This window comes from Streptomyces sp. NPDC007905 (assembly GCF_042959345.1).
GTDB lineage: Bacteria > Actinomycetota > Actinomycetes > Streptomycetales > Streptomycetaceae > Streptomyces.
Window position 1 is genome coordinate 272,786 of record NZ_JBIBKS010000002.1, and the last position, 24,998, is coordinate 297,783.

Consider the following 24,998-nt stretch of genomic DNA (forward strand, 5'->3'; position numbering starts at 1 on the left):
GGCGCCCCTCGCCGCCCCTCGGTTCCCTGTGATCAGCACGGCACGCATACTCGGGGGGTGACCGAGAACGCTCCCGCCGGCCCCGGCCCCGGCCCCGCCGCGCCGTACGACGCCGTCGTGCTGGCCGGCGGGGCCGCCCGGCGGCTCGGCGGGGCCGACAAGCCCGGACTGCGGGTCGGCGGGCGCGCGCTGCTCGACCGGGTGCTCGCGGCCTGCGCCGGCGCGGCCACGACCGTCGTCGTCGCCGACCCCCGGCCCACCGCCCGCCCGGTGCGCTGGACGCGTGAGCAGCCACCCGGCGCCGGCCCCGTCGCCGCGCTGGAGGCGGGCCTGCGGCTCACCACCGCCGGGCACACGGTCGTCCTCTCCGCCGACCTGCCGTTCCTCGAAACGGCCACCCTGGAGCGGCTGTTGACCGGCCTGCGGGAGGCGGGCGCCGACGGCGCGCTGCTCACCGACGCCGACGGCCGCGACCAGCCGCTCGTCGCCGCCTACCGCACCGCCGCGCTGCGCCGCGAACTGGCCGCCCTCGCCGCCGCGCACGACGGCCTGACGGGCCTGCCCTTGCGCCGGCTGACCGGCGCCCTGCATCTCACCCGCGTCCCGGACCCGCTCGCGTCCTTCGACTGCGACACCTGGGACGACATCGTCAACGCCAGGGCACGCATCAGGGAGCATGGGCACGTGTTGGATGAATGGATCTCCGCAGTCAAGGACGAGCTGGGCATCGACCTGGACGTCGACACCGGCGCCCTGCTCGACCTGGCCCGTGACGCCGCGCACGGCGTGGCCCGGCCCGCCGCGCCGCTGACCACCTTCCTCGTCGGCTACGCCGCCGCCCGCGGCGAAGGCGGCCCGGAGGCGGTCGCCGAGGCCGCCCGCAAGGCCGCCGCGCTGGCGCTGCGCTGGGAGGAAGAGAACCAGGAGAAGAACGAGACCGAGGAGAAGACAGAGAAAGGCGCGGGCCCCTCCGGCCCGGACGCCGGATGACCGCCCCCGGCATCCGGGCCGGAGCGCCCGCCGAGGACAGCGACGACCTCGACGTCGAGGAGGCCCTGGCCCTCGTGAGGGAACCGAACGACGCCAGCGACGCACCCGCGCCCACCCCCGCCCAGGGCGAGCAGCGGCACGTGCGGCACAAGGCCACGCCCTGGCCCCGGGCCCGCGCGATCGCCGCGCGCGCCGCCCGCTCGGGAAGCCGCGCCACCCCCGTCTCCGTCTCCCTCGCCGACGCCCTCGGCCTGGTCCTTGCCGCCCCGCTCGACGCGCTCACCGACCTGCCCTCCTTCGACACCTCCGCGATGGACGGCTGGGCCGTCGCCGGACCCGGGCCGTGGGAGGTACGGGAGGAGGGCGTGCTCGCCGGACACGCCCAGCCCGGGCCGCTCACCGACGGCGAGGCGGTCCGCATCGCGACCGGCGCCCGTATCCCGGGCGACACCACTGCCGTCCTGCGCACCGAACACGGCCGCACGGACGCCCAGGGGCGGCTCCACGCCACCCGCGAGGTAAGCCACGGCCAGGACATCCGCCCGCGGGGCCAGGAGTGCCGCAGCGGCGATCAGCTGCTCCCCGTCGGCACCCTCATCACCCCGGCCGTCCTGGGCCTGGCCGCGGCCGCCGGATACGACGCCGTCACCGCCGTTCCCCGTCCACGGGCAGAAGTCCTCGTCCTCGGCGACGAGTTGCTCACCGAGGGACTCCCGCACGACGGGCTGATCCGGGACGCGCTCGGCCCGATGCTGCCGCCCTGGCTCCGCGCGCTCGGCGCCGAGGTCACCGCGGTACGCCGACTGGGTGACGACGCCAAGGCCCTGCGCAAGGCGCTCACCAGCTCCACGGCCGACCTCGTCGTCACCACCGGTGGCACCGCGGCCGGACCCGTCGACCACGTCCACCCGACCCTGGACCGCATCGGCGCCGAACTCCTCGTCGACGGTGTCAAGGTGCGCCCCGGCCACCCCATGCTGCTGGCCCGCACCAAGGAGAACCAGCACCTCGTCGGCCTGCCCGGCAACCCCCTCGCGGCCGTCTCCGGCCTGCTCACGCTCGCCGAGCCCCTGCTGCGCACCCTGGCCGCCCGCCCCGCCCCGGAGCCGTACACGCTGCCGCTCAGGGAGGCGGTGCAGGGGCATCCGTACGACACCCGGCTCATCCCCGTGGTGCTGCGCGGCGACCATGCCGTGCCGCTGCACTACAACGGCCCGGCCATGCTGCGCGGCATCGCCGCAGCCGACGCGCTGGCCGTCGTACCACCGGGTGGCGCCCGGCAGGGGGAGGAGGCGGAGCTGCTGGACCTGCCGTGGGCGACGGCCGGAATCGGGGTGTGTTTCACGTGAAACTTCCGGGCCATGACGCCATCGCCCGCCAAGCGGACGAACATCGGGTGTGTGCGTGAGGAGGAGAACGCCCCGCTGCTCAAGCAGTCCGGCGCCAACGCCGTCATCACCAGCTCCGGCGCGGCCGGCCGGCTGATCGGGCTGTCCGTGCTCACCCCCGCGGCCGGGCTGGTCATGGAGGACCTGATCCAGCAGGGCAGCGGTCTGGACCTCATCGAACGCCCGGTGGTCCGGGCCGGGGTGGGCAGGTCGCCGCGCGAGACGGACGACCTCGTGGTGAGCGTCGTACGCGGACACCGGGTGCTCGGTCACGACGACCCGTCCATCGGCACGCTCCAGCTGACCGACCGCCTGATCACCATCGTCCGCGCGACCCCCGGCGCCCGGTCGCCCCGGACACCCGCCCGCTTCCCCACGACTGAGTGGGCCTGCCCCGGAGGCGGGGCGGGCGGGGAGTAGCGTCGCGTCCATGCATGCGATCACGATTCCCGAACCTGGTGGGCCCGAGGCGCTGGTGTGGGCGGAGGTCCCCGACCCGGTGCCCGGCGAGGGCGAGGTGCTGGTCGAGGTGGTGGCCAGCGCCGTCAACCGTGCCGACATCCTGCAGCGGCAGGGCTTCTACAACCCGCCGCCCGGCGCGTCCGAGTACCCCGGCCTGGAGTGCTCCGGCAGGATCGCCGCGCTCGGCCCCGGAGTCTCCGGCTGGGCCGTCGGCGACGAGGTGTGCGCGCTGCTCGCGGGCGGCGGCTACGCCGAGAAGGTCGCCGTTCCGGCCGGGCAACTGCTGCCCGTGCCCGACGGTGCCGAGCTGAAGCAGGCGGCCGCGCTGCCCGAGGTGGTCAGCACGGTCTGGTCCAACGTCTTCATGATCGCCCACCTGCGCCCGGGCGAGACCTTGCTGGTGCACGGCGGCTCCAGCGGCATCGGCACGATGGCGATCCAGCTGGCCAAGGCCATCGGCGCCAGGGTCGCGGTGACCGCCGGGACGAAGGAGAAGCTGGACGTCTGCGCCGAGCTGGGCGCGGACGTCCTCATCAACTACCGGGAGCAGGACTTCGTCGCCGAGATCCGGCAGGCCACGGACGGGGCGGGCGCCGACGTCATCCTCGACAACATGGGGGCCAAGTATCTGGACCGCAATGTCCAGGCGCTCGCCGTCAACGGGCGGCTCGCGATCATCGGCATGCAGGGCGGGGCCAAGGCCGAGCTGAACATCGGCGCGCTGCTGAACAAGCGGGCCGCGATCAGCGCGACCTCGCTGCGGGCCCGGCCGCTGGGTGAGAAGGCAGCCATCGTGGCCGCGGTACGCGAGCATGTGTGGCCCCTGCTGGCGTCGGGGCAGATCCGCCCGGTCGTCGACCGCGAGCTGCCGATGCCGGAGGCTGCCGAGGCACACCGGGTGGTGGAGGCGAGCGGGCACATCGGGAAGGTGCTGCTGGTCGCGCCGTAACGGGCCGATCAGCTTCGCCGTACCCGCAGGCCCAGGAAGGCCAGGCCCAGGCCCAGGCCGATGAGAACCAGGCCGGTGCCCAGGGGCAGGATCCGCAGGGCCGGTTCGCCGGGGGCCTGGCCCTGGTGGACGGCGTTCTGGGCCTCGGGTGTCAGCGGGGGCCGGGCGGGGTCCAGCCCGGCCTCCTCGGGCGAGTCGGAGGCCGCCGGAGTTCCGGCCGGGGGGTCCGCCGTCTCGGGCTCCTCCGGGTAGCCGTCCTCCGGGTCCGCGGTGACCGTGCCGGTGTCGTCGTCGCCCTCCTCCTCGGCGGCCGGCCCGTCCGGGCGGCCCGGCCGCATCCGCCCCTCACCGGCGCGGCTTCCGGCCCGCGACGGCTCCACCGCGGAGGCGGAGAAACGGGGGGTCCGTGCGGCCGGGGAGGCGTGCGCGGTGAGCCGGGCCGAGGGCGTGGGGGAGCCCGGCGGGGCGGTTTCCGCGCCGTACGCGGTGGCCGTGCCGCAGACCGGCGTGGCCGTCGCGAGGACGAGCAGCAGCCGTGCGAGGCGGAGCGTGAGTCGCAGCCATGGAGTCACGGCGGTGACCTCCCGGAGCCCATTCGTCGAAACACCGACGAGAGCCAGCCTCACATTCCACGGCGAACGGGGCATTTCAGATTAGGCCGACAGGTCTAAAGGGTGGATCAGCCCCATGAGGGGGCAGCACGGTGATGAGGTGCAGGCGTGCGAGAGAATGGCGGCATGGAGATGCCGAGGAACGAACGGTCGCCGGAGAATCCCCAGATCCTGGTCGTGGGCCAGGACGGCATGGCGATTGGTGGCGGCGGAGACGACGACCCCCGCGAGATCCCGGTGACGGAGCAGGTCGAACAGCCGGCCAAGGTCATGCGGATCGGCAGCATGATCAAGCAGCTCCTGGAGGAGGTGCGCGTGGCACCCCTGGACGAGGCCAGCCGGGTGCGGTTGAAGGAGATCCACGCCAGCTCGGTGAAGGAGCTGGAGGACGGCCTGGCGCCGGAGCTGGTCGAGGAGCTGGAGCGGCTCTCCCTGCCGTTCACGGACGAGGCGACCCCGAGCGACGCGGAACTGCGGATTGCCCAGGCCCAGTTGGTGGGCTGGTTGGAGGGCTTGTTCCACGGGATCCAGACGACCCTGTTCGCCCAGCAGATGGCCGCGCGGGCCCAGCTGGAGCAGATGCGCCGCGCGCTCCCGCCGGGTGTGGGAGGCCCCGACGTCGGCGACGACACCCGAACCGGTGGCCGCTCGGGCGGGCCGTACCTGTAAGCCGTTCACGCGAAAGGGCCCGTTCGCCGGGCCCTTTCGGCGTCTGCGGGGACCTCTGTCCCGCAGGATCACTCGTCACTGCGGGGGATTGCCCGTCGAGACACTCAGCTCGACGCTCTGGCCGCCCTTGGAATCCACATCGGTGCCCGGGCTGGGGAACTGGTCCAGGACGGTCCCGTCGCCCCAGGTGTTGTTGTCTTCCTTCTTGATCTCGTACTTCCAGCCCGCGGCCTGGAAGCACGCCTTCACGGAGTCGATGTACTTGTAACGGAAGTCGGGTATCCGGATCTTGTGGGGATCGCTGTACGACTCCTGCGGCTCCGTGCACTCGGTCTTGTCGATCGTCTTCGACGTGTCGGGACCCCGGTAGCCCGTCCCGTGGGTCGACGTCGAGGGGCTGGCACCGCCGCCCTTGTTGTCCTCGCCGCCACTGTTCAGCGTCAGCGCGACGATCAGGCCGACGACCGCGACGAGGGACACGACGACGGACCCGATGATCACCGGCTTGTTGCCCTTGCCGCCGCTGGGGGGCTGACCCGCGGTCCGGGGCGTGAGGTCGTACGGCGCAGGGGTCGACGGCGACTGCTGCCCGTACGCCACCGGCGGGGTCGGGTAGCCACCCTGCTGCGGATAGCCGTACGCCGGGGCCGGGGTGGGCGCCGGCGTGCCGTACGGATGCGGGGCCGGAGTCGGCTGGTACGGCGTCTGGACCGGGCCGGTGGGCGCCGGGGTCGCCTGGTCGACCGGCGGGAAAACGGCGGAGCCGACGCCCGCGCCGCTCTGCGTCGGTGCGGCGCCCGGCACGATGCTCGGCGCCGCCGCCTGGAAGGAGGCGGCGATGCGCAGGCACTCGTCGCGCATGGACTCGGCGGTCGGGAAGCGCTCGTTCGGGTTCTTCTTCAGTGCACGGGCGACCAGCGCGTCCACCGCGGGCGGCAGGGAGCGGTTGACCGAGGAAGGAGCCACCGGCTCCTCCTGCACGTGGGCGTACGCGATCGCCAGCGCGGAGTCCGCGTCGAACGGCAGCCGCCCGGTGACCAGCTGGAACAGCATGACGCCGACCGAGTACAGGTCGGAGCGGGCGTCCACGCCGCGCCCGAGGGCCTGCTCGGGCGAGAGGTACTGCGGGGTGCCGACGACCATGCCGGTCTGGGTCATGGAGGTGACCCCGGACTGCATGGCGCGGGCGATGCCGAAGTCCATCACCTTGATCACGCCGCGCTTGGTCATCATCACGTTGCCCGGCTTGATGTCGCGGTGGACCAGCCCCATCTCGTGACTGATCTCCAGCGCGGCCAGCACATCCGCGGTGATCTTCAGCGCCTTGTCGGCGGGCATCGCGCCGAACTGCCGGATGTCCTCCTCGAGGACCGAGCCCAGCGGGCGGCCCTCGATGTACTCCATGACGATGTACGGCGTCGTCATGCCGTTCAGCTCGTCCTCGCCGGTGTCGAAGACGGAGACGATGTTGGTGTGCGTGAGCTTGGCCACGGCCTGTGCCTCGCGGCGAAAGCGCTCGCGGAAGGCCTGTTCCCGGCCCAGTTCCGTGTGCAGGGTCTTGATCGCGACCTGGCGGTCCAGCACGGCGTCGTACGCCAGGTGCACCGAGGCCATGCCGCCCTCACCGAGCAAGTCGCGCAGCTGGTAACGACCGCCGGCCAGCGCCCGCCCCGCGTACCGGCCCTGTGCGCCGTCCTGGCTCATCTCTCCGCGTCCCCCACTGGCCGTCCGGCGCCGTCATTGAGCGGAACACGCGCGGAACATGCCTTGATCGAATGTGTCATTCCCGGCCAGTCTGCCCCAGGGCACCGACACGTCAAGCGCGGTGCCCGTTCCGTGACCGTACGAGAAAGAAGCGTCGCGGAAGCGTTACGGCGGACGTGCGGCCGGTACACGGAATTTGCACGAGAGCGCGTGCTAGAGGTTTCATGACCGGTCCGTCCGGGGCCGGTCCCGGTGCCGGATCCGGACCGGCGGCCCCCGCGAAGGCTGTAGCGTGGCCGCTGGAGACCGTAACAACACCGCGCGCACCGCGGGCAGAAACGACGGCGAGGACCGATGGCACAGACGCACAGCGCCCAGGGCCCGTCCGACCCCGAGGCGACTGGCGGCGGCATGTCAGACACGCCGGAGATGTGGGGCAACGGAGGGCTCGTCGGCGACGGCCGGTACCGGCTGACCCACCGGCTGGGCCGCGGCGGCATGGCCGAGGTGTTCGCCGCCGAGGACGTCCGCCTGGGCCGCACGGTCGCGGTCAAACTGCTCCGCGCCGACCTGGCCGAGGACCCGGTCTCCAAGGCCCGCTTCACGCGCGAGGCCCAGTCGGTGGCCGGGCTCAACCACCACGCGATCGTCGCCGTGTACGACTCCGGCGAGGACTTCGTGGGCGGCCAGTCCGTGCCGTACATCGTGATGGAGCTGGTCGAGGGCCGCACCATTCGCGACCTGCTGTTGAACGCCGAGGCGCCGGGCCCCGAGCAGGCCCTGATCATCGTCTCCGGGGTACTGGAGGCGCTCGCCTACTCGCACCAGCACGGCATCGTGCACCGCGACATCAAGCCCGCCAACGTGATCATCACCGACAACGGCGCCGTCAAGGTCATGGACTTCGGCATCGCCCGCGCCCTGCACGGCGCGTCGACAACGATGACTCAGACCGGCATGGTCATGGGCACCCCGCAGTACCTCTCCCCGGAGCAGGCGCTCGGCAAGGCCGTCGACCACCGCTCCGACCTGTACGCGACCGGCTGCCTGCTGTACGAACTCCTCGCCCTGAGGCCGCCGTTCACCGGCGAGACCCCGCTGTCGGTGGTCTACCAGCACGTCCAGGACATCCCGACTCCGCCGTCCGATGTCTCCGAGGCCTGCCCGCCCGAGCTGGACGGCCTGGTCATGCGCTCGCTCGCCAAGGAGCCCGACGACCGGTTCCAGACGGCCGAGGAGATGCGCGGCCTGATCCAGTACGGCCTGCAGATGCTGTACGACCAGGGCGGCCACACGGGCACCTGGAACACCGGGCCGGTGGAGACGCACGACGGCCGGCACACCCCGGCGGGCGGTTTCGCGGGTACGACCGCGATGCAGCACCCCGGCAACTTCGGCGCGGGCACCGCGCAGATCCCGAAGCCGATCCTGCCCACCGGGTACGGGGGCGACGACGGCGGGTTCGAGGGGCACGGCAACCGGGGCAGCGGCCGCGGCAAGCTGTGGATCCTGGCCGTCTTCGCGGTGATCGCGATCACGGCGGGCGTCGCGCTGGCGCTCAACCACAAGAACGGCGACAGCGGCAACGGCGGCGACACCAAGCCGACGACGACGCACTCGAAGTCCACGAAGGACGAGACGGCCTCCGAGACGCCGTCCGACGACTCCACCGGCCGGCCCTCGGACACGTCCACGAACACCGGCACGGACACGGGCACCGGCTCGAACTGGCCACCGTCGTACACCCCGTCGTCGACCCCGTCCGACACGGCCACCTCCTACCCGACCGACGAGCCGACGGACCCGCAGACCTCGCAGCAGCCGACGGACCCGCAGACCACCCCGTCGCAGCCGACGGACCCGGCGGGCGGGGGCACGGACGCGGGCACCGCCGACGGCGGCACGGACGCGGGCAGCACGGCCGGCACCACGAGCGGCGACGGGACTTGAAGGCCTCCGACACCGTCCGCCCCGGCGTCCCCCTGAGGCGCGACGGGTAGGTCGCGTCACGCACGCCTGCGCGCCACGGTTCCCCGCGCGCGTGCCGTTGCGTACGACGGCTCCCGGCGCGCGTGCCGTTCGCGTACGGCGTCGGCGGGCGGCCGTTCGCCGTGCACGCCTGGTGCGGCGGTTCACCCGGCGGTCATTCCACGAAGGCGTCGCACACCGCGTCGTACTCCCGTGTCCACCACCCCGCGAGCGCCGAGGCGGCCGGGAACTGGCAGTCCGCGCGGGTGTCCCCGCGCTCGTAGTGCCAGCGCAGCATCCAGAAGTCGTTCAGGCGCTCCCACCACACCCGGTGCACCGCCGCCGCGAGCTCCGAGGGCGTGGCGCGGGCCGCGCGCCGGTACGCGCGCGCGTACGCCCGCACCTTGCACAGGTCCAGTGCCCCCGCGGGCCGTACGAAGAAGATCACGGCGGCGCGTACGGCCTCCTCGGCGCGGGGCTGCACGCCGAGCCGGTCCCAGTCGACGATGGCGGCCGGTGCGTCTCCCTTGTAGAGCAGGTTGAACGGGTGGAAGTCGCCGTGCACCCAGCCCACCGAACCGCCGCGCGGCGGGCGCCGGTGCGCGTGCTGCTCCAGGAGCGCGCGGCGCTCCAGGAGCCGGTGGCGGGCCAGTGCGTCGAAGGCGTCGGCGGGGCGGTGGCGGTGGACGTGGGTGAGCAGGTCGTCGATGAGCGCGAAGGTGGCGGCCGGATCGGCGCTCTCCACGGGATGGGGGCCGGTGGCGGGGCGCGCGCGCCGCTTGGGGGGCATCACCCGCTCCAGGCAGGCGTGGACGGCGCCCAGGAGCGCCCCGAGGCGGGCGCTCTCCGCTCGGGTCAGCTGGCCGCCGTGGCGGTGCCGGCCGTCGATCCAGGGGTGCAGGGCGTAGGCGTGGCCGCCGACGACGGCGACGGTACGGCCCTCGCGGTGTGCGAGGGGCGGGGCGACCGGCACACCGAGGTCGGCCAGGCGCTGGGTGGCCCGGTGTCTGCGTTCGATGGCGGCGGGGTCGGCGGTGTCGGGGTCGAAGTGGTGCTTCAGGAAGTAGCGGCCGCGGGTGGTGCTGAGCCGGTAGCCCCGGTTGAGCAGCCCCTGGTCGACGGGCTCGCACGTGACGGCGGTGCCGGCGGCGTACAGGCGCAGCAGAGCGCCCAGAGGGGGCGCGTGGGGCAGAAGGGGTGGTACACATGAGCGCGGCACGCGCCAGATGCTAGGGCACGAAAAGCGGCCTTGAGCTGGGGCGTATCACAGACAGTCATCAGTGGTCGCTTTCGGTCACGCGGTGCACTACGGCGAACAAAGGTCCGGCTCGAAGGGCCCGCGAGGGCCGGGTCGCGCCGCCCACGGCGGGTGGCCGGAATCCGCAACGGCGCCGCGGCGGCTGTTTCCACCCCGTCGGGCCCCTCGTCCAGCGTGAATACCCGGATTTTTCCGCTTTCGCGTGCGAGGCCAGTGTCACACGCAGGCTCTTCCCGTGTCCGGGGTCGCCGGGATAACGTGCCGTAGCTCCGGCCTCCTGCAAGGCTGTGACCAGCGGCCTTCCAGCCCCTGCGGATTTACTTGGAAATCCAAGCAAAAACGCAGGTCAGGAGGGGTTTCACAGAAATGTGGAGCACTGGGTAACGTAACAGTCGCAGGGCGCTCGCCGGGGCACCTGTCACGCCTGTTCCCGGCCGAGTGGCACCCACCCCGTGCCCCGGTGGTCGAAAACAGGTGAGCCGCACTGGCCTACCGGCAACCCCGGGGGCCGGAACGACGGAGGAGCACACGTGACCGTGGACAGCAGTGCCGCGCGCAAGCCGCGACGCAGCGCCGCAGGCAAGGCCGGCACCACCGGCACCAAGCGCACCACCCGCACCACCCCCCAGAGCACCGACCTGGAACTCGTGCAGCTCCTGACGCCCGAGGGCAAGCGGGTCAAGAACGCGGAGTACGACGCGTACGTCGCCGGGATCACCCCCGACGAGCTGCGCGGTCTGTACCGCGACATGGTGCTCACCCGCCGCTTCGACGCGGAGGCCACCGCTCTGCAGCGCCAGGGCGAGCTGGGCCTGTGGGCCTCGCTGCTGGGCCAGGAGGCCGCCCAGATCGGCTCCGGCCGGGCCACCCGCGAGGACGACTACGTCTTCCCGACCTACCGCGAGCACGGCGTCGCCTGGTGCCGCGGGGTCGACCCCTCCAACCTGCTCGGGATGTTCCGCGGTGTGAACAACGGCGGCTGGGACCCGAACAGCAACAACTTCCACCTGTACACGATCGTCATCGGCTCCCAGACGCTGCACGCCACCGGCTACGCGATGGGCGTGGCCAAGGACGGCGCGGACTCGGCGGTCATCGCCTACTTCGGCGACGGCGCCTCCAGTCAGGGCGACGTGGCCGAGGCGTTCACCTTCTCCGCGGTCTACAACGCGCCGGTGGTCTTCTTCTGCCAGAACAACCAGTGGGCGATCTCCGAGCCCACCGAGAAGCAGAGCCGCGTGCCGCTGTACCAGCGCGCCCAGGGCTTCGGCTTCCCGGGCGTGCGCGTGGACGGCAACGACGTGCTGGCCTGCCTCGCGGTCACCAAGTGGGCGCTGGAGCGCGCTCGCAACGGCGAGGGCCCGACCCTGGTCGAGGCCTACACCTACCGCATGGGCGCCCACACCACCTCCGACGACCCCACCCGGTACCGGGGGGACGAGGAGCGCCTGGCCTGGGAGGCGAAGGACCCGATCCTGCGCCTTCGCAGGTTCCTGGAGGCCTCACACCACGCGGACGAGGGATTCTTCGCGGAACTCGAGGCCGAGTCCGAGGCGTTGGGCAGGCGGGTGCGCGAAGCGGTCCGTGCCATGCCGGACCCGGACCACTTCGCCATCTTCGAGAACGTGTACGCGGACGGGCACGCGCTCGTCGACGAGGAGCGAGCGCAGTTCGCCGCCTACCAGGCGTCGTTCGCGGACGAGGGGGGTCACTGAGATGGCAGAGAAGATGGCTCTGGCCAAGGCGATCAACGAGTCGCTGCGCCGCGCCCTGGAGACGGACCCCAAGGTCCTCGTCATGGGCGAGGACGTCGGCAAGCTCGGCGGTGTCTTCCGGGTCACCGACGGTCTGCAGAAGGACTTCGGCGACAGCCGCGTCATCGACACCCCGCTCGCCGAGTCGGGCATCGTCGGCACCGCGATCGGGCTGGCCCTGCGGGGCTACCGCCCGGTGGTGGAGATCCAGTTCGACGGCTTCGTCTTCCCGGCCTACGACCAGATCGTCACCCAGCTCGCGAAGATGCACGCCCGCGCGCTGGGCAAGGTCAAGATGCCGGTCGTCATTCGCATCCCCTACGGCGGTGGCATCGGCGCGGTCGAGCACCACTCCGAGTCCCCCGAGTCGCTGTTCGCGCACGTGGCCGGCCTGAAGGTGGTCAGCCCCTCCAACGCCTCCGACGCGTACTGGATGATGCAGCAGGCCATCCAGAGCGACGACCCGGTGATCTACTTCGAGCCCAAGCGCCGCTACTGGGACAAGGGCGAGGTCGACACCGAGGCCATCCCCGCCCCGCTGCACAAGGCGCGTGTCGTCCGTGAGGGCACCGACCTCACCTTGGCCGCCTACGGCCCGATGGTGAAGCTGTGCCAGGAGGTGGCCGACGCGGCCGCCGAGGAGGGCAAGTCCCTGGAGGTGCTGGACCTGCGCTCGGTCAGCCCCCTCGACTTCGACTCCATCCAGGCCTCGGTGGAGAAGACCCGCCGCCTCGTCGTCGTCCACGAGGCGCCGGTGTTCTTCGGCTCCGGTGCGGAGATCGCCGCCCGGATCACGGAGCGCTGCTTCTACCACCTGGAGGCCCCGGTGCTCCGGGTCGGCGGCTACCACGCCCCGTACCCGCCGGCGCGCCTGGAGGAGGAGTACCTGCCGGGTCTGGACCGGGTGCTCGACGCCGTCGACCGTGCCCTGGCGTACTGAGGAGAGGGTTCGTGACGACGATGACGGAAGCTTCCGTACGCGAGTTCAAGATGCCCGACGTGGGCGAGGGACTCACCGAGGCCGAGATCCTCAAGTGGTACGTCCAGCCGGGTGACACGGTCACCGACGGCCAGGTGGTGTGCGAGGTCGAGACCGCCAAGGCGGCCGTCGAACTCCCCATCCCCTACGACGGCGTGGTCCGCGAGCTGCGCTTCCCCGAGGGCACCACGGTGGACGTGGGCACGGCCATCATCACGGTGGACGTGGCGGGCGGCGCACCGGTCCAGGTGCCCGCCGAGCAGCCGAAGGCGGAGGCGGCCCCCGAGGAGCCGAAGGAAGAGCCCAAGCCGGCGGGCCGCACGCCGGTCCTGGTCGGCTACGGCGTGGCGGCCTCCTCCACCAAGCGCCGCCCGCGCAAGGGCCCGGAGGTCACGGTCCCGGCGGCCACCCAGGCCGTCCAGACCGAGCTGAACGGCCACGGCGCCCCCGCGCAGTCCCGCCCGCTGGCCAAGCCGCCCGTGCGCAAGCTGGCGAAGGACCTCGGCGTCGACCTCGCCACGATCACCCCGTCCGGCCCGGACGGGGTCATCACCCGCGAGGACGTCCACGCGGCGGCGGCCCCCAAGGCCCCCGAGGCCGGCCAGGCTCCCCAGCCGGTCGTGGAGACTCCCGCCGCAGCCCCCGCTCCCGCGCCCGTCGCGACCTACGACGGCGCCCGGGAGACCCGCATCCCGGTCAAGGGCGTCCGCAAGGCGACGGCGCAGGCCATGATCGGCTCGGCCTTCACGGCCCCGCACGTCACGGAGTTCGTGACGGTGGACGTGACGCGCACGCTGAAGCTGGTCGAGGAGCTCAAGCAGGACAAGGAGTTCCAGGGCCTGCGGGTCAACCCGCTCCTGCTGATCGCCAAGGCCCTGCTGGTCGCCATCAGGCGCAACCCGGACATCAACGCGTCCTGGGACGAGGCGAACCAGGAGATCGTGCTCAAGCACTACGTCAACCTGGGCATCGCTGCGGCCACCCCCCGTGGTCTGATCGTCCCGAACGTCAAGGACGCCCACGCCAAGACGCTCCCGCAGCTGGCCGAGGCGCTGGGCGAACTGGTGACGACGGCGCGGGAGGGCAAGACCTCCCCGGCGGCGATGCAGGGCGGCACGGTGACCATCACCAACGTCGGCGTCTTCGGCGTCGACACCGGTACGCCGATCCTCAACCCCGGCGAGTCCGCGATCCTCGCGGTCGGTGCGATCAAGCTCCAGCCGTGGGTGCACAAGGGCAAGGTGAAGCCGCGACAGGTCACCACGCTCGCGCTGAGCTTCGACCACCGGTTGGTGGACGGGGAACTGGGCTCCAAGGTGCTGGCGGACGTTGCGGCGGTTCTGGAGCAGCCGAAGCGGCTGATCTCCTGGGCCTGACAGGCCCTCGACGGGTAACCTCCGAGGCCTGAAGGGGACGGCCGCAACTTCGGCTCGCGGCCGCCCCCTCTCTTTCAGGACTGCCGTTGCCGCCAGTCGGCCAGTGCGGACTCGGTGGTGGCGTGAACCGCCGGGCGGCCGCCGGACGTCGGCAGGCTGAGGGGCAGGGCGTCGAGCCGGTCCGCGATGCGTTCCACGCCCGGACCATGGCCTGTTGGGGCGCCGATGACCCCAACTGCCGTAGGTTGAACCCATGGTGACGGGGGCGAAGAGTGCGGCGCGGCATGCGCGCAAGCGGACCGGGGCGGAGAAGGGCGGGCTCGCGCGGTCGTCCGTGCTCATGGCCGGGGCCACCGTCGTGTCGCGGGCGACCGGGCTGATCCGGCAGGTGCTGCAGGGCGCGGCGCTGGGCAACGGTCTGCTGGCGAGTACGTACAACACGGCGAACACCCTGCCGACCAGTCTGTACATCCTGCTGATCGGCGGCGCACTCAACGCCGTGCTCGTGCCGCAGCTGGTGCGCGCCCGCGCGACCCATCCCGACGGTGGGCGGGCCTACGAGCAGCGGCTGGTGACCCTCGTCGTCACCGTGCTGGCCGCCGGGGCCGTGCTCGCCGTGTGGGCGGCTCCGCAGATCGTGGGCCTGTACATGCGGGACACGCCCGACAGCCACCAGGCCTTCCGGCTCACCGTGGTCTTCGCCCGGTTCCTGCTGCCGCAGATCTTCTTCTACGGCCTCTTCTCCATCCTCGGTCAGGTCCTCAACGCCCGCGAGAGGTTCGGCGCGATGATGTGGACTCCGGTGCTCAACAACGCCGTGCTCATCGGCATGTTCGGCGCCTACCTGGGCCTGATGACCGTGCCGCACTCCGTTGCCGACATCACCTCCGGGCAGGTGCGCTGGCTCGGCGTCGGCACCACCGTGGGCATCGCCGTACAGGCGCTCGCGCTGATCCCGTTCGCCCGCGCCGCCGGGTTCCGGTTCCGGCCGCGCTTCGACTGGCGCGGCACCGGGCTCGGCTCCGGGGTGCACGCGGCCAAGTGGACGCTGCTGTTCGTGCTGGCCAACCAGGTCGCGCTCACCGTGGTCACCAACTACGCCAACGCGGCCGACCAGGAGCTGCCGAACGCCGGCGCGGGCTACACGTCGTACAGCTATGCGCAGGCCATCTGGACACTGCCGCAGTCCGTGGTCACCGTCTCCCTGGTCACGGCCCTGCTGCCGCGCATGAGCAAGGCCGCCGCCGAGGGCCGGATCGCCGATCTGCGCGCCGACGTGTCACGGGCGCTGCGGATCAGCGGGCTCGTCATCGTGCCCGCCGCCTTCCTGTTCGCCGCGCTCGGCCCGCAGATCGCCACGCTGCTGTTCGCCCACGGCGCCGCCGACGCGGCCTCCGCGCAGCCTCTCGGACACATGCTCCAGGCGTTCGGCCTCGGCCTGATCCCCTTCTCAGCCCAGTACCTGCTGCTGCGCGGCTTCTACGCCTTCGAGGACACCCGTACGCCGTTCTTCCTGGCGGTGTGGATCGGCGTCGTGAACATCGCGCTGGCCACCGCCTGCCATCTGCTGTTGCCCGCCCGCTGGGCCGTCACCGGCATGGCCGGCGCCTACACGCTCTCCTACTTCGCGGGCCTCGCCCTCACCGCCCGTCTGCTGGCCCGCAGGACCGGCGGCCGTCTGGACGACGGCAGCCTGCGCGGCACGTACGGCAAGCTGCTGTGCGCGGGCGCCGGGGGCGCGGTGGCGGGCTGGGCGGTGGCGCGGGCCTGCACGGCCGCGCTGGGCGGAGGCGGTACGGCGGTGACGGCCCTCACCACGACCGCCGGCACGCTGACCCTGGCCCTGACCTTCCTGATCCTCGCCCGTCTGCTGCGCATCGACGAGCTGCGCCGGCTGCCCGGTCTCGGCTGAGGGCCCGGGCCAGGGGCGTCGCCGTGCCCGCGACCGGCGGCCAGGGCAGCGAACGGCAGTTCGAGGACGCCCGGTTCGTCGTGCGGTCCAGGCCCCTGGGGGCCCGAATGAGCCGCGACCCGCGGCCGTCTCCCACGGCTCGCCGCCCTCCCCCTGGTGTGTCCATGTCGGGGCCACCTACGCGACGGGCCCGCCGCGAATCCGCGACGGGCCCGTTCGTCTGCGCGGTCGTCAGCCGAGCCTGGCGAAGCCGTAGTCGAGGAGCTTCTTCGCGTCCGCCTCGCGCTGGGGGATGGAGGTGGAGGCGAGGACGGTGCCGATGATGGTCTTGCCGCCCCGGGTCGCGGCGAAGACCAGGCAGTACTTGGCCTCGGGGCCGGAGCCGGTCTTCACGCCGATGGTGCCGCTGTAGCTGCTGAGGAGGCCGTTGGTGTTGGTCCACGGGCTCATCGTGCGGGTGCTGCCCGTCTTGGTGATCGTCTTGGCGGTGTACGACTTCGTCTTGACGACCGTGCGGAACGTGGAGTTCTTCATCGCGCTGCTGGCGATCTTCGTCAGGTCACGCGGCGTCGAGTAGTTGGAGCCGTTGCCGATGCCGTCGAACGAGTCGAAGTGGGTGTGCTGCAGACCGAGGTTCGTGGCGGCGGTGTTCATCTTGCCGATGAAGGACTTCACCCGCGCCGACCGGGTGGTGCCGGTGCCGAACTTGTCGGCGAGCGCGTAGGCGGCGTCGCAGCCGGACGGGAGCATCAGGCCGTACAGCAGCTGCCGCACGGTGACCTTGTCGCCGACGATCAGGTGCGCCTGGGAGGCGTTGTTCCTGACGACGTAGTCGCTGTACTCCTTCTGGATCGTCACCTTGGCGTCGAGGTTGAGGTTCGACTGGGCGAGCACGACCTTGGCGGTCATGATCTTGGTGGTGGAGCCGGTGGACCGCTCGGTGTCCGCCGCCTTGGTGTACAGCGTCGAGCCGCTCGAGTTGTTCATCACGTAGCCGCCCTGGGCCACGATGGAAGGCGTCGTGACGGCCTGCGCGGGCGCCGCGGTGAGGGCCCCGGTGGCGAGCAGCGCGCTGGAGGTGACGGCGACGGCGGTTGCTCGGCTGATGCGGCGGGTGCCCTTGATGCCGGTAATCAAAGTGAAATACCCCGATTGTCTTGAATGCCCGTGATGTGCGGCCGAGTTGAGATGGCAAGAGAGTGGGGCCGCACGTGTGCGACACGTAAGTAGCACAGAAGGTTGTGCGCGCGCTGCGTGAGATCTGCGTCACGTCCGGATGCTGGACGAGGCTCACCCATGCGTACGTGTTGTATCTATCCTGTGGGCATGGCCACGCCAGTGAAGCAACCACCCGCCGCCGACCGCGTCTACACCCACGTCAAGCAGGGTGTCCTCGACCGCCGCTACGAGGGCGGGACGCTGCTCACCGAGGGGGAGCTGGCCGAGGCCGTGGGGGTCTCGCGCACGCCCGTCCGGGAGGCGCTGCTGCGGCTGGAGGTGGAGGGCCTGATCAGGCTGTACCCGAAGAAGGGCGCCCTGGTCCTGCCGGTCTCCGCGCAGGAGATCGCCGACGTGGTGGAGACCCGGCTGCTGGTGGAGGAACACGCCGCCCGCAAGGCGGTGCCGGCCCCGCCGGGGCTGCTGGAGCGGCTGACGGAACTGCTGGAGCAGCAGAAGACGCAGGCCGCGGCCGGTGACCTGGCCGCCGCGGCGCGGACCGACCGCTGCTTCCACGCCGAGATCGTGCGCAGCGGCGGCAACGAGATCCTCTCCCGCCTCTACGACCAGCTGCGCGATCGCCAGCTGAGGATGGGCGTCGCGGTCATGCACTCCCACCCCGACCGGATCGCCAAGACGCTCGCCGAGCACGAGGAGATCCTGGCCGCGCTGCGCGCCGGGGACGCGGAGGCGGCCGTGGGGATCGTGCACCGGCACGTGAGCTGGTTCTCGCACCTCGCGCGGGGTGACGTCCGATGAGCAACGCCACCCTGCCGGGTGACCCCGAGGGCGGCCGCCGCGCCATCGGGGTGTGGTCCATCGGTGTCGCGGTCTACTTCGTCGCCGTCATCTTCCGTACGTCCCTGGGCGTGGCCGGCCTGGACGCCGCCGACCGCTTCCATGTGGGCGCCTCCGCCCTCTCGACCTTCTCGATCCTCCAGCTGCTGGTGTACGCGGGCATGCAGATACCCGTGGGTCTGCTGGTGGACCGGCTCGGCACCAAGAAGGTGCTGAGCATCGGCGCGGTGCTGTTCACGGCGGGCCAGCTCGGCTTCGCCTTCTCCCCCTCCTACGGCATGGCGCTCGCCTCGCGCGCGCTGCTCGGGTGCGGTGACGCGATGACCTTCATCAGCGTGCTGCGCCTCGGCACGCGCTGGTTCCCGGCCCGGCGCGGGCCGTTGGTCGCACAGCTCGCCGGTCTGGTCGGCATGGCGGGCAACCTCGTCTCCACCCTGGTCCTCGCCCGGCTGCTGCACGGCATCGGCTGGACCCCGGCGTTCGCGGGCAGCGCCCTGGCCGGTGTGGTCGTGCTCGTGCTCACACTGCTGTTCCTGAAGGACCACCCCGAGGGGCACGAACCCGAGCCGTCCCCGCACCGGGGCGCGGCCTATGTGCGCCGGCAGATCGCGGCGGCCTGGCGGGAGCCCGGCACCCGACTGGGCCTGTGGGTGCACTTCACCACCCAGTTCCCGGCGATGGTGTTCCTGCTGCTGTGGGGTCTGCCGTTCCTGGTCCAGGCGCAGGGCCTCAGCCGTGCCACGGCCGGCGAACTGCTGACCCTGGTCGTCCTGTCCAACATGGTGATCGGCCTGGTCTACGGCCAGATCGTCGCCCGGCACCACGCGGCCCGGCTGCCGCTGGCCCTGGGCACGGTCGCGGCGACCGCGTCCCTGTGGGCGCTCACCCTGGCCTGGCCCCGCGACCACGCCCCCATGGGGCTGCTGGTGATCCTCTGCGCGGTCCTCGGCGCCTGCGGTCCGGCCTCGATGCTGGGCTTCGACTTCGCCCGCCCGGCCAACCCGCCCGAGCGACAGGGCACCGCGTCCGGCATCACCAACATGGGTGGCTTCATCGCCTCGATGACCACCCTGTTCGCGATCGGCGTCCTGCTGGACGCCACCGACGACGACTACACGGTGGCCTTCTCGGCCGTGTTCGTGCTCCAGGCGCTGGGCGTGAGCCAGATCCTGCGGCTGGGCGGCCGGGCGGCCCGCCGGGAGCGGGAACGGCTGGTGGCGAGCCGGGTGGAGACGGTCCACGTGCCGGCGTGAGCCGTGCTCAGCCGGCGACCGGTACGAGGGTGAGGTAGGCGAGCCCGAGGACGCCCCGGTAGGCCATCCAACCGGCCCGGTGCCGGTCGAGGCGCTCACGGGTCGCGGCGGCCAGGGGATGTCCGGGGTGCTGGGCGAGCCACACCTCCGCGTCCGCCTGGTACGCCGACTCGAACTCCTCCCACTCGTCCGGGCTCGCGGTCTCCGTCCACTCGGGACGGAAACCCGCCTCGACCGCGAGATCGAGCAGGGTGCCCAGGTCGTGGTGATCTCCGGCGGACGCGCCCGGCCACATGCCGGCCAGCTCGGCCTCGGTGGGCGGACGCTGCCAGAAGCCCTCCCCGAGCAGCACCCGCCCGCCGTCCGCCACCAACCGCCGCAGCTCGCGCAGCGCCTCGGCGGTGGGCGGCTCGGCCGGGCTCAGCGCCTGGCTCGCGCCCAGGCAGAGCACCAGGTCGGCCGGGCCGCGCCGCGTGCCCATGGCCGACTCCTCGACGAACTCCACGCGGTCCGCCAGGCCGCGTGCCTCGGCGTTCCGCCGTCCCCGGGCCAGGTCCTCACCGCCCACGTCGATGCCGACTCCGCGGGCCCGCGGTACGGCGTCCAGCACGCGCAGCAGCAACTCTCCCCAGCCGCAGCCGATGTCCAGGACGCTACGGGGCCGGAGTCCGGCAAGGCGCCGGACCATGGCGGTTGCGCGGGTCTCGGAGAGGGGGCCGTGGAAGACGAGCCGGGTGAGCCGGGGCGGGAGGTCGTCGGTGCCTGGAGTCGCCGAACTGTTGGTCATATGCGCACGCTAGTTCGCACGAGGGACCGGCGACACCGAATTGTCCGACCGCGGGAGGGCCTACGGCGTAACGGCGAAGTTGCGCAGGATCGCCGCCGTCAGGTCCGGGTCCCCCTCCGTCTTGACGCGGTCCGCGACCGCCTTCGGGGTCACGCGGCCGCAGGCCAGGCGGACGTAGGTCTCCCAGTCGAGGGCGAGGGTGGCGGCGGGGCCGAGGGCGGGAGCGGTCTCCAGGGTGCCGCGGCCCTGGATGTCGACGCGGATGGTGCGCAGGAACTCGACGGGGCCGTGCACGTCGAAGACGACCGCCGAGCTGCGCGGCGCGTCGGCGTCCTGGGCGACGACATCCGGGAGCGCGGCCAGCAGGACGTCGCGGGCGACGAACGCGCCCGGCGAGTCGAGGTTGCCGGGGCGGCCGAGGGCCGCGCGCAGGTCCTGCTCGTGCACCCACACGTCGAAGGCCCGGGCCCGCATGGCCTGTTCCAGGGTGATCTCGGTGCCCATCGGGCCGCGCACCTTGGTGCCGGGGTCGCGGGACTCGTTGCGCAGCTGGCGGTTGCGGCGGATGACCGTGTACTCCAGCTCCGACGTCATCTCCGGCGCCGTGTGGTGGCGGCGGACGTCGACCTGCATCTCGTTGTACCGCTGGTGCTCGTTGGTGACGTGGAAGAGGTCGCGGGGCAGCGTGTGGATGGGCCGCGGGTCGCCGAGCATCTCGCAGTCCAGGCCGATCACGTGCGAGACCACGTCACGGACCGACCAGCCCGGGCACGGGGTCCGCCGGTTCCACTCGCCCTCCACGAGCGGGACCACCAGCTCGGATATCGCTTCGATGGAGTGGGTCCAGGCGTCGGCGTAGGGCTGGAGGGTGGGATGCAGACTCACGGAACGGGACCCCTCGGCGGTCGGTACACGGGCAGGTGGTGGCAGCGTTGCCATCGGGAGGTGGCTGCACTCGGCGGGTGTCTTGAGACGCTAAGTTACGCTGCTGTGAGGCACCCCGGCAGTGCTTTCGTGTGACGATCGTAGGCCCGTGTGGACAACTCGAATGCCAGGACGGTGGTAGTGTGCGCGCCTCGCTGATCCAGATTGCCGTGGACGAGGACGAATCGGTTGCCTCGCGGCGGCAGCGGGTGGCCGGGCTCGTCCGGGAGCAGGCCGGGGCCGACCTCGTGGTCCTGCCCGAGCTGTGGACCACCGGCGCCTTCGCCTACACCGAGTTCGGCCCCCAGGCCGAGCCGCTCGAAGGCCCGACGTACGAGGCGATGGCCAAGGCGGCGAGCGACGCGGGCGTGTGGCTGCACGCGGGCTCCGTCCCGGAGCGGGACCCTGACGGGCCGCTCTACAACACCTCTCTCGTCTTCTCCCCCTCCGGCGACCTGGCCGCGGCCTACCGCAAGATCCATCGCTTCGGCTTCGACAAGGGCGAGGCCGTGCTGATGGGTGCCGGGCGGGACCTGGTGACGGTCCGTCTGCCCGGGACCACCCTCGGCGTGGCCACCTGCTACGACCTCCGTTTCCCCGAACTCTTCCGCTCCCTCGTCGCCGCCGGCGCCGAGACACTGGTGATTCCGGCGGGCTGGCCCGAGCGGCGACGCGCGCACTGGACGCTGCTGGCTCAGGCGCGGGCGGTGGAGAACCAGGCGTTCGTGCTCGCGTGTGGAACGGCCGGGACGCATGCCGGAGTTCCGCAGGCGGGTCACTCGATCGTGGTGGATCCGTGGGGCGAGGTGCTCGCCGAGGCGGGCGCCGGCGAGGAGGTCCTCACGGTCGACTTCGACCCGGCGAAGGTGGCGGCCACCCGCGAACAGTTCCCGGCGCTGAAGGACCGCGTCCTGGGCCTGGAGCCGCCGCGCCGCTGACGTTCCCGTGCCGGAGAGGTCCTAGTCCTCCTCCCGCTCCTTCTGGGCCAGGTGGATCACGCACACCGCCACCGCGATCAGCAGCGCCGGGTCCGCGTCGTCGCGCACGATGTCGACGCCGTAGGTGTCCCGGACGTGCAGCCAGCGGCGGGAGACGACCGCGAGGAGTTCGCCGTCGTACTCGATGGCGAACTCGTGGTCGAGGATCTTGCCGCTGACGTCCAGGTCGGTGCCGTCCACCAGGGACACCCGGTAGTGGTTGCGCAGCAGGGACAGCCGCTTGCGCCTGATGGTGGCCAGGCCCTCACCGTCCCGCTCGATCACCATGGTGTCGCGCAGGGCGAACATCTTCTGGTGGATGTCGACCAGGACGCGCCCCTGGGCGTCCTTCAGCTCGAAGGTGTCCCGCAGCCGCATGGCCTTGCCGTCGACGAGGAACGCCTTCCGGCCGTGCTCGTCCTCGATCCAGTAGTCGTCACCGATGCCGAGGAGCCGGTCGCGTACGAGGAATCTCATGCGGTTACCGTTCCCCGGCCCGAGGTGATCGTCACGGAGCCAGGAGGAGGGCGCGCAGGGCCGTTCGCGTACCACGGGTGAGGCGACCCCGCGGGTGCGTCCTGGCGGGCGCCTCCTAGCGGTCGTCCGTCGGCCCGAACCGCCTCCGGTACGCCGACGGGCTCAGCCCCGTCCCGCGGCGCAGTCGGGCCCGCAGGTTGGCCGCCGTACCCAGGCCGCTGCGGGCCGCCACGACGTCCAGGCGTGCCTCGCCGCGCTCGATCAGCCGGCAGGCCAGGGCCACCCGCTCACCGGTGAGCCAGGCCAGCGGAGTGGTGCCCAGCTGGGTACGGAAGCGGCGGTGGAGCGTGGCGGGGCTGACCGCCGCGCGGGCGGCGAGGTCCGTCACGGTCAGCGGCTCGCCCAGCCGCTCCTGGGCCCAGGCGAGCAGCGGGCCGAGGGATTCGTCGGGCACGTCAGGCACCGGGCGCTCCACGAACTGCTGTTGCCCGCCGTCCCGGTGGGCGGCGAAGACGAGCCGCCGGGAGACGGCGTTGGCCAGTTCGGCCCCGTGGTCCCGCCGCCAGATGTGCAGGCCCAGATCGAGCGCGGCCGCGCTGCCCGCCGCGGTGAGGACGTCACCCTCGTCCACGAAGAGCACGTCCGGCTCCAGCAGCACCTTCGGATGGAGCTCGCGGAAGGTGTCCGCCCACATCCAGTGGGTGGTGGCCCGGCGCCCGTCCAGCAGTCCCGCCTCGGCGAGCGCGAAGCTGCCGGTGCAGAAGCTGACGACACGGGCGCCCCGCGCGTGCGTACGGTGGATCGCGGCCAGGACGTCGGGCCCGCGCGGCACGACGTTGTCCGGGCGGCCGGGGACGACCAGGGTGTCCGCACCGTCCACCGCCCCGAGTCCGGGCAGGCCGCTCATGGTGAAGAAGCCGTGGTTCATCCGCACGTCGGGCGTGGGCGCGCACAGCGTCACCTCGTAGAGGGGCCTGCGCAGGCCCAGCTCCGGCCGGGGCAGTCCGAACAGCTCGGTGGCGACACCGACCTCGAACGGGTTCGTGCCCCCGTCGACGATCACGGCGACCCGGTGCGGCGCTTGAGAGGATCCTTGCGGCATATGCGATTCCTAGCACTCGTCCGGCCACCCCGTCACCCGCACGATGGACACATGGAACCGATCTCTCTTCAGACGGCCCTCGCCTCCTTCACCGAGCAGTGGAGCCCCCGCATCGTCACCACCGTCAACGACTACGACGTACGCGTGGCGAAGGTGGAGGGTGAGCACCTCTGGCACGTGCACGAGGACACCGACGAGTTCTTCCTTGTCCTCGCGGGCGAACTGCACATCGCCCTGCGGGAGGCGGCCGGCGAGCGCACCATGGTCCTCCCCAAGGGTTCGGTGTTCACCGTCCCGCGCGGCACCGAGCACAAGCCGTACGCGCACGTGCTCACCGAGATCCTGGTGTTCGAGCCCACCGGGACCCTCAGCGTCGGCGACCGGCACGACGAGGTACCGGATCACGTGGACGCGACGACCGGGCACGCCCTCACCTGACCGGCTCCCGTAATCCACCGGGACAAGGGATGTCCCGCCGATGAACTTCCCGTGGTCGCCCGGGAGTCGGCCAACCATGGGTGGGGGCCCCGAGTCGAACGCGACGGAAGCGATCCGTACGTTCCTCTCGGAGGTCCCCATGTCCTGTCGTCCCGCCCGCCGCCGGCCGGCCCGCGCCGTCTCGGTGGTCGCACTCGCCCTCGGCACCGCCCTGGCCGTACCGCTCACGGCGGCCGGTGCCGTGACACGGCCGGCCACCGCCGCGGTCAACCAGTACGGCTGGCAGCTCGCCTACCGGGCCGCCGCGGGCCAGACCAACAAGGCCACCGTCACCGCGTCCCCGACCGGCGGCGGCGCGGGCATCGCCTACCTGATCGACGACGTCGTCCCGATCAGCGCGGGCCACGGCTGCGCCCACCCCGACAGCGCCGACGCCACGAAGGTCTCCTGCACGGTCACCACCGAGGACAGCCAGGACCCGTACGCGGCCCTGACGATGGACCTCGGCGACGGCAACGACACGGTCGCCTACGACAACGCCACCGACCAGGTGTACTACTTCGCCCGGATCTCCCTGGGCACCGGCAACGACCGGCTCACCGACACCGGAAGCCTCGACGGCAGCGACGTCTCGGGCGGCGCGGGCAACGACACCCTCACGGTGGGCGAGACGGGACTGGCCTTCGGCGGCGACGGCAACGACACGATCCATGCCGACGGCGGCCTCGTCATCGCGCGGGGCGGCAAGGGCGACGACGTGCTGCGCGGCGGCGCCGCGAGCCAGGACCTGTCCGGCGACGACGGCAACGACACGATCTACGGCGGAGCGGGCGCCGACACCCTGTACGGGGGCAAGGGCGACGACGTCCTGTACGGCGACAGCGGCAACGACAAGCTGTACGGCAACAGTGGGAACGACAAGCTGTACGGCGGCCCGGGCAGGGACACGCTGTCCGGCGGCCCAGGCACGGACGTGATCCGCCAGGGCTGAGACAGCCCCGATT

Annotated in this window: 23 protein-coding genes and 1 pseudogene; 15 read left to right on the forward strand and 9 right to left on the reverse strand. The window is 72.2% G+C overall.

Translation table 11 applies throughout. The features are described from left to right. The first annotated feature begins 57 nt into the window (after positions 1–57). The 4 genes and pseudogenes from ACFZDC_RS04955 to ACFZDC_RS04970 all read left to right on the forward strand — a co-directional run bounded on the left by ACFZDC_RS04955 (position 58) and on the right by ACFZDC_RS04970 (position 3,789). The gene (locus ACFZDC_RS04955) at positions 58–990 is read left to right on the forward strand and encodes an NTP transferase domain-containing protein (protein ID WP_391320176.1); all 933 of its coding nucleotides are present in this window, start codon (positions 58–60) and stop codon (positions 988–990) included. Further along, positions 987–2,339: a molybdopterin-binding protein gene (locus tag ACFZDC_RS04960; RefSeq protein WP_391320178.1), complete on the forward strand. Its 1,353-nt coding sequence runs from the start codon at positions 987–989 to the stop codon at positions 2,337–2,339. Before ACFZDC_RS04955 ends, ACFZDC_RS04960 begins: the two co-directional genes overlap by 4 nt. 42 nt (positions 2,340–2,381) lie before the next feature. After that, a pseudogene (locus ACFZDC_RS04965) lies at positions 2,382–2,761 on the forward strand (Ion channel protein); the annotation flags it as partial. Between the two features lie 47 nt (positions 2,762–2,808). Next, complete coding sequence (locus ACFZDC_RS04970) at positions 2,809–3,789, forward strand: zinc-binding dehydrogenase (protein WP_391320179.1); 981 nt, start codon at positions 2,809–2,811, stop codon at positions 3,787–3,789. Between the two features lie 8 nt (positions 3,790–3,797). Here the strand turns inward: ACFZDC_RS04970 and ACFZDC_RS04975 are convergent, their stop codons facing one another. Continuing rightward, positions 3,798–4,361: a hypothetical protein gene (locus ACFZDC_RS04975; RefSeq protein ID WP_391320181.1), complete on the reverse strand. Its 564-nt coding sequence runs from the start codon at positions 4,359–4,361 to the stop codon at positions 3,798–3,800. 165 nt (positions 4,362–4,526) lie between these two features. On the opposite strand from ACFZDC_RS04975, the gene ACFZDC_RS04980 reads away from it, so the two are divergent. Further along, positions 4,527–5,069, forward strand: a complete 543-nt coding sequence (locus ACFZDC_RS04980) for a proteasome activator (RefSeq protein ID WP_391320183.1) — start codon at positions 4,527–4,529, stop codon at positions 5,067–5,069. Between the two features lie 75 nt (positions 5,070–5,144). Here ACFZDC_RS04980 and ACFZDC_RS04985 read toward each other — a convergent pair whose 3' ends face one another. Beyond that, complete coding sequence (locus ACFZDC_RS04985; RefSeq protein WP_391320185.1) at positions 5,145–6,773, reverse strand: protein kinase; 1,629 nt, start codon at positions 6,771–6,773, stop codon at positions 5,145–5,147. Positions 6,774–7,127: 354 nt separating this feature from the next. Here ACFZDC_RS04985 and ACFZDC_RS04990 point away from each other — a divergent pair, with 354 nt between their 5' ends. Further along, positions 7,128–8,723 carry a protein kinase gene (locus ACFZDC_RS04990; RefSeq protein WP_391320187.1) on the forward strand — a complete coding sequence of 532 codons (1,596 nt, stop codon included), beginning with the start codon at positions 7,128–7,130 and terminating at the stop codon, positions 8,721–8,723. 193 nt (positions 8,724–8,916) lie between these two features. On the opposite strand, the gene ACFZDC_RS04995 is transcribed toward ACFZDC_RS04990, so the two are convergent. Beyond that, positions 8,917–9,933, reverse strand: coding sequence for a phosphotransferase (locus ACFZDC_RS04995; RefSeq protein ID WP_391320702.1), 1,017 nt, complete (start codon positions 9,931–9,933; stop codon positions 8,917–8,919). A 596-nt stretch (positions 9,934–10,529) separates the two neighbouring features. Here ACFZDC_RS04995 and pdhA point away from each other — a divergent pair. From pdhA to ACFZDC_RS05010, 3 genes are read left to right on the forward strand one after another with little or no spacing between them, the layout of a single operon-like run. Then, positions 10,530–11,714: a pyruvate dehydrogenase (acetyl-transferring) E1 component subunit alpha gene (gene pdhA, locus ACFZDC_RS05000; protein ID WP_391320189.1), complete on the forward strand. Its 1,185-nt coding sequence runs from the start codon at positions 10,530–10,532 to the stop codon at positions 11,712–11,714. Position 11,715: 1 nt separating this feature from the next. Continuing rightward, positions 11,716–12,693, forward strand: a complete 978-nt coding sequence (locus ACFZDC_RS05005; RefSeq protein ID WP_391320191.1) for a transketolase C-terminal domain-containing protein — start codon at positions 11,716–11,718, stop codon at positions 12,691–12,693. Positions 12,694–12,704: 11 nt separating this feature from the next. Then, positions 12,705–14,108: a 2-oxo acid dehydrogenase subunit E2 gene (locus ACFZDC_RS05010; RefSeq protein ID WP_391320193.1), complete on the forward strand. Its 1,404-nt coding sequence runs from the start codon at positions 12,705–12,707 to the stop codon at positions 14,106–14,108. Between the two features lie 74 nt (positions 14,109–14,182). Here ACFZDC_RS05010 and ACFZDC_RS05015 read toward each other — a convergent pair whose 3' ends face one another. Next, on the reverse strand, positions 14,183–14,305 hold the full coding sequence (locus ACFZDC_RS05015) for a hypothetical protein (RefSeq protein ID WP_391320195.1): 123 nt from the start codon (positions 14,303–14,305) through the stop codon (positions 14,183–14,185). A 56-nt stretch (positions 14,306–14,361) separates the two neighbouring features. On the opposite strand from ACFZDC_RS05015, the gene murJ reads away from it, so the two are divergent. Further along, complete coding sequence (gene murJ, locus ACFZDC_RS05020) at positions 14,362–16,020, forward strand: murein biosynthesis integral membrane protein MurJ (protein ID WP_391320197.1); 1,659 nt, start codon at positions 14,362–14,364, stop codon at positions 16,018–16,020. 231 nt (positions 16,021–16,251) lie between these two features. Here the strand turns inward: murJ and ACFZDC_RS05025 are convergent, their stop codons facing one another. Next, positions 16,252–17,157, reverse strand: a complete 906-nt coding sequence (locus ACFZDC_RS05025; protein WP_391320199.1) for a D-alanyl-D-alanine carboxypeptidase family protein — start codon at positions 17,155–17,157, stop codon at positions 16,252–16,254. 189 nt (positions 17,158–17,346) lie between these two features. On the opposite strand from ACFZDC_RS05025, the gene ACFZDC_RS05030 reads away from it, so the two are divergent. Together ACFZDC_RS05030 and ACFZDC_RS05035 are read left to right on the forward strand one after the other, a co-directional pair. Then, entirely contained in the window at positions 17,347–17,997 is a 651-nt protein-coding gene (locus ACFZDC_RS05030) for an FCD domain-containing protein (protein WP_391320201.1), read from the forward strand. Next, positions 17,994–19,289 (forward strand): MFS transporter, encoded by a 1,296-nt coding sequence (locus ACFZDC_RS05035; protein WP_391320203.1) that lies wholly within the window; start codon positions 17,994–17,996, stop codon positions 19,287–19,289. The genes ACFZDC_RS05030 and ACFZDC_RS05035 overlap by 4 nt, the downstream gene beginning before the upstream one ends. A gap of 7 nt (positions 19,290–19,296) precedes the next feature. Here the strand turns inward: ACFZDC_RS05035 and ACFZDC_RS05040 are convergent, their stop codons facing one another. Then, on the reverse strand, positions 19,297–20,076 hold the full coding sequence (locus ACFZDC_RS05040) for a methyltransferase domain-containing protein (RefSeq protein ID WP_391320205.1): 780 nt from the start codon (positions 20,074–20,076) through the stop codon (positions 19,297–19,299). 60 nt (positions 20,077–20,136) lie between these two features. Then, entirely contained in the window at positions 20,137–20,961 is an 825-nt protein-coding gene (locus ACFZDC_RS05045) for a maleylpyruvate isomerase family mycothiol-dependent enzyme (RefSeq protein WP_391320207.1), read from the reverse strand. 182 nt (positions 20,962–21,143) lie between these two features. Here ACFZDC_RS05045 and ACFZDC_RS05050 point away from each other — a divergent pair, with 182 nt between their 5' ends. Then, complete coding sequence (locus ACFZDC_RS05050; protein ID WP_391320208.1) at positions 21,144–21,938, forward strand: nitrilase-related carbon-nitrogen hydrolase; 795 nt, start codon at positions 21,144–21,146, stop codon at positions 21,936–21,938. 21 nt (positions 21,939–21,959) lie between these two features. On the opposite strand, the gene ACFZDC_RS05055 is transcribed toward ACFZDC_RS05050, so the two are convergent. Both ACFZDC_RS05055 and ACFZDC_RS05060 read right to left on the reverse strand, forming a co-directional pair. Further along, positions 21,960–22,454 (reverse strand): LURP-one-related family protein, encoded by a 495-nt coding sequence (locus tag ACFZDC_RS05055; RefSeq protein ID WP_391320209.1) that lies wholly within the window; start codon positions 22,452–22,454, stop codon positions 21,960–21,962. A gap of 115 nt (positions 22,455–22,569) precedes the next feature. Beyond that, positions 22,570–23,556 (reverse strand): helix-turn-helix domain-containing protein, encoded by a 987-nt coding sequence (locus tag ACFZDC_RS05060; RefSeq protein WP_391320210.1) that lies wholly within the window; start codon positions 23,554–23,556, stop codon positions 22,570–22,572. Positions 23,557–23,607: 51 nt separating this feature from the next. On the opposite strand from ACFZDC_RS05060, the gene ACFZDC_RS05065 reads away from it, so the two are divergent. Together ACFZDC_RS05065 and ACFZDC_RS05070 are read left to right on the forward strand one after the other, a co-directional pair. Further along, positions 23,608–23,994: a cupin domain-containing protein gene (locus ACFZDC_RS05065; RefSeq protein WP_391320212.1), complete on the forward strand. Its 387-nt coding sequence runs from the start codon at positions 23,608–23,610 to the stop codon at positions 23,992–23,994. Positions 23,995–24,133: 139 nt separating this feature from the next. Continuing rightward, a complete protein-coding gene (locus tag ACFZDC_RS05070) occupies positions 24,134–24,985 on the forward strand; it encodes a calcium-binding protein (RefSeq protein WP_391320214.1) in 852 nt (283 codons plus the stop codon). Positions 24,986–24,998 lie beyond the last annotated feature (13 nt).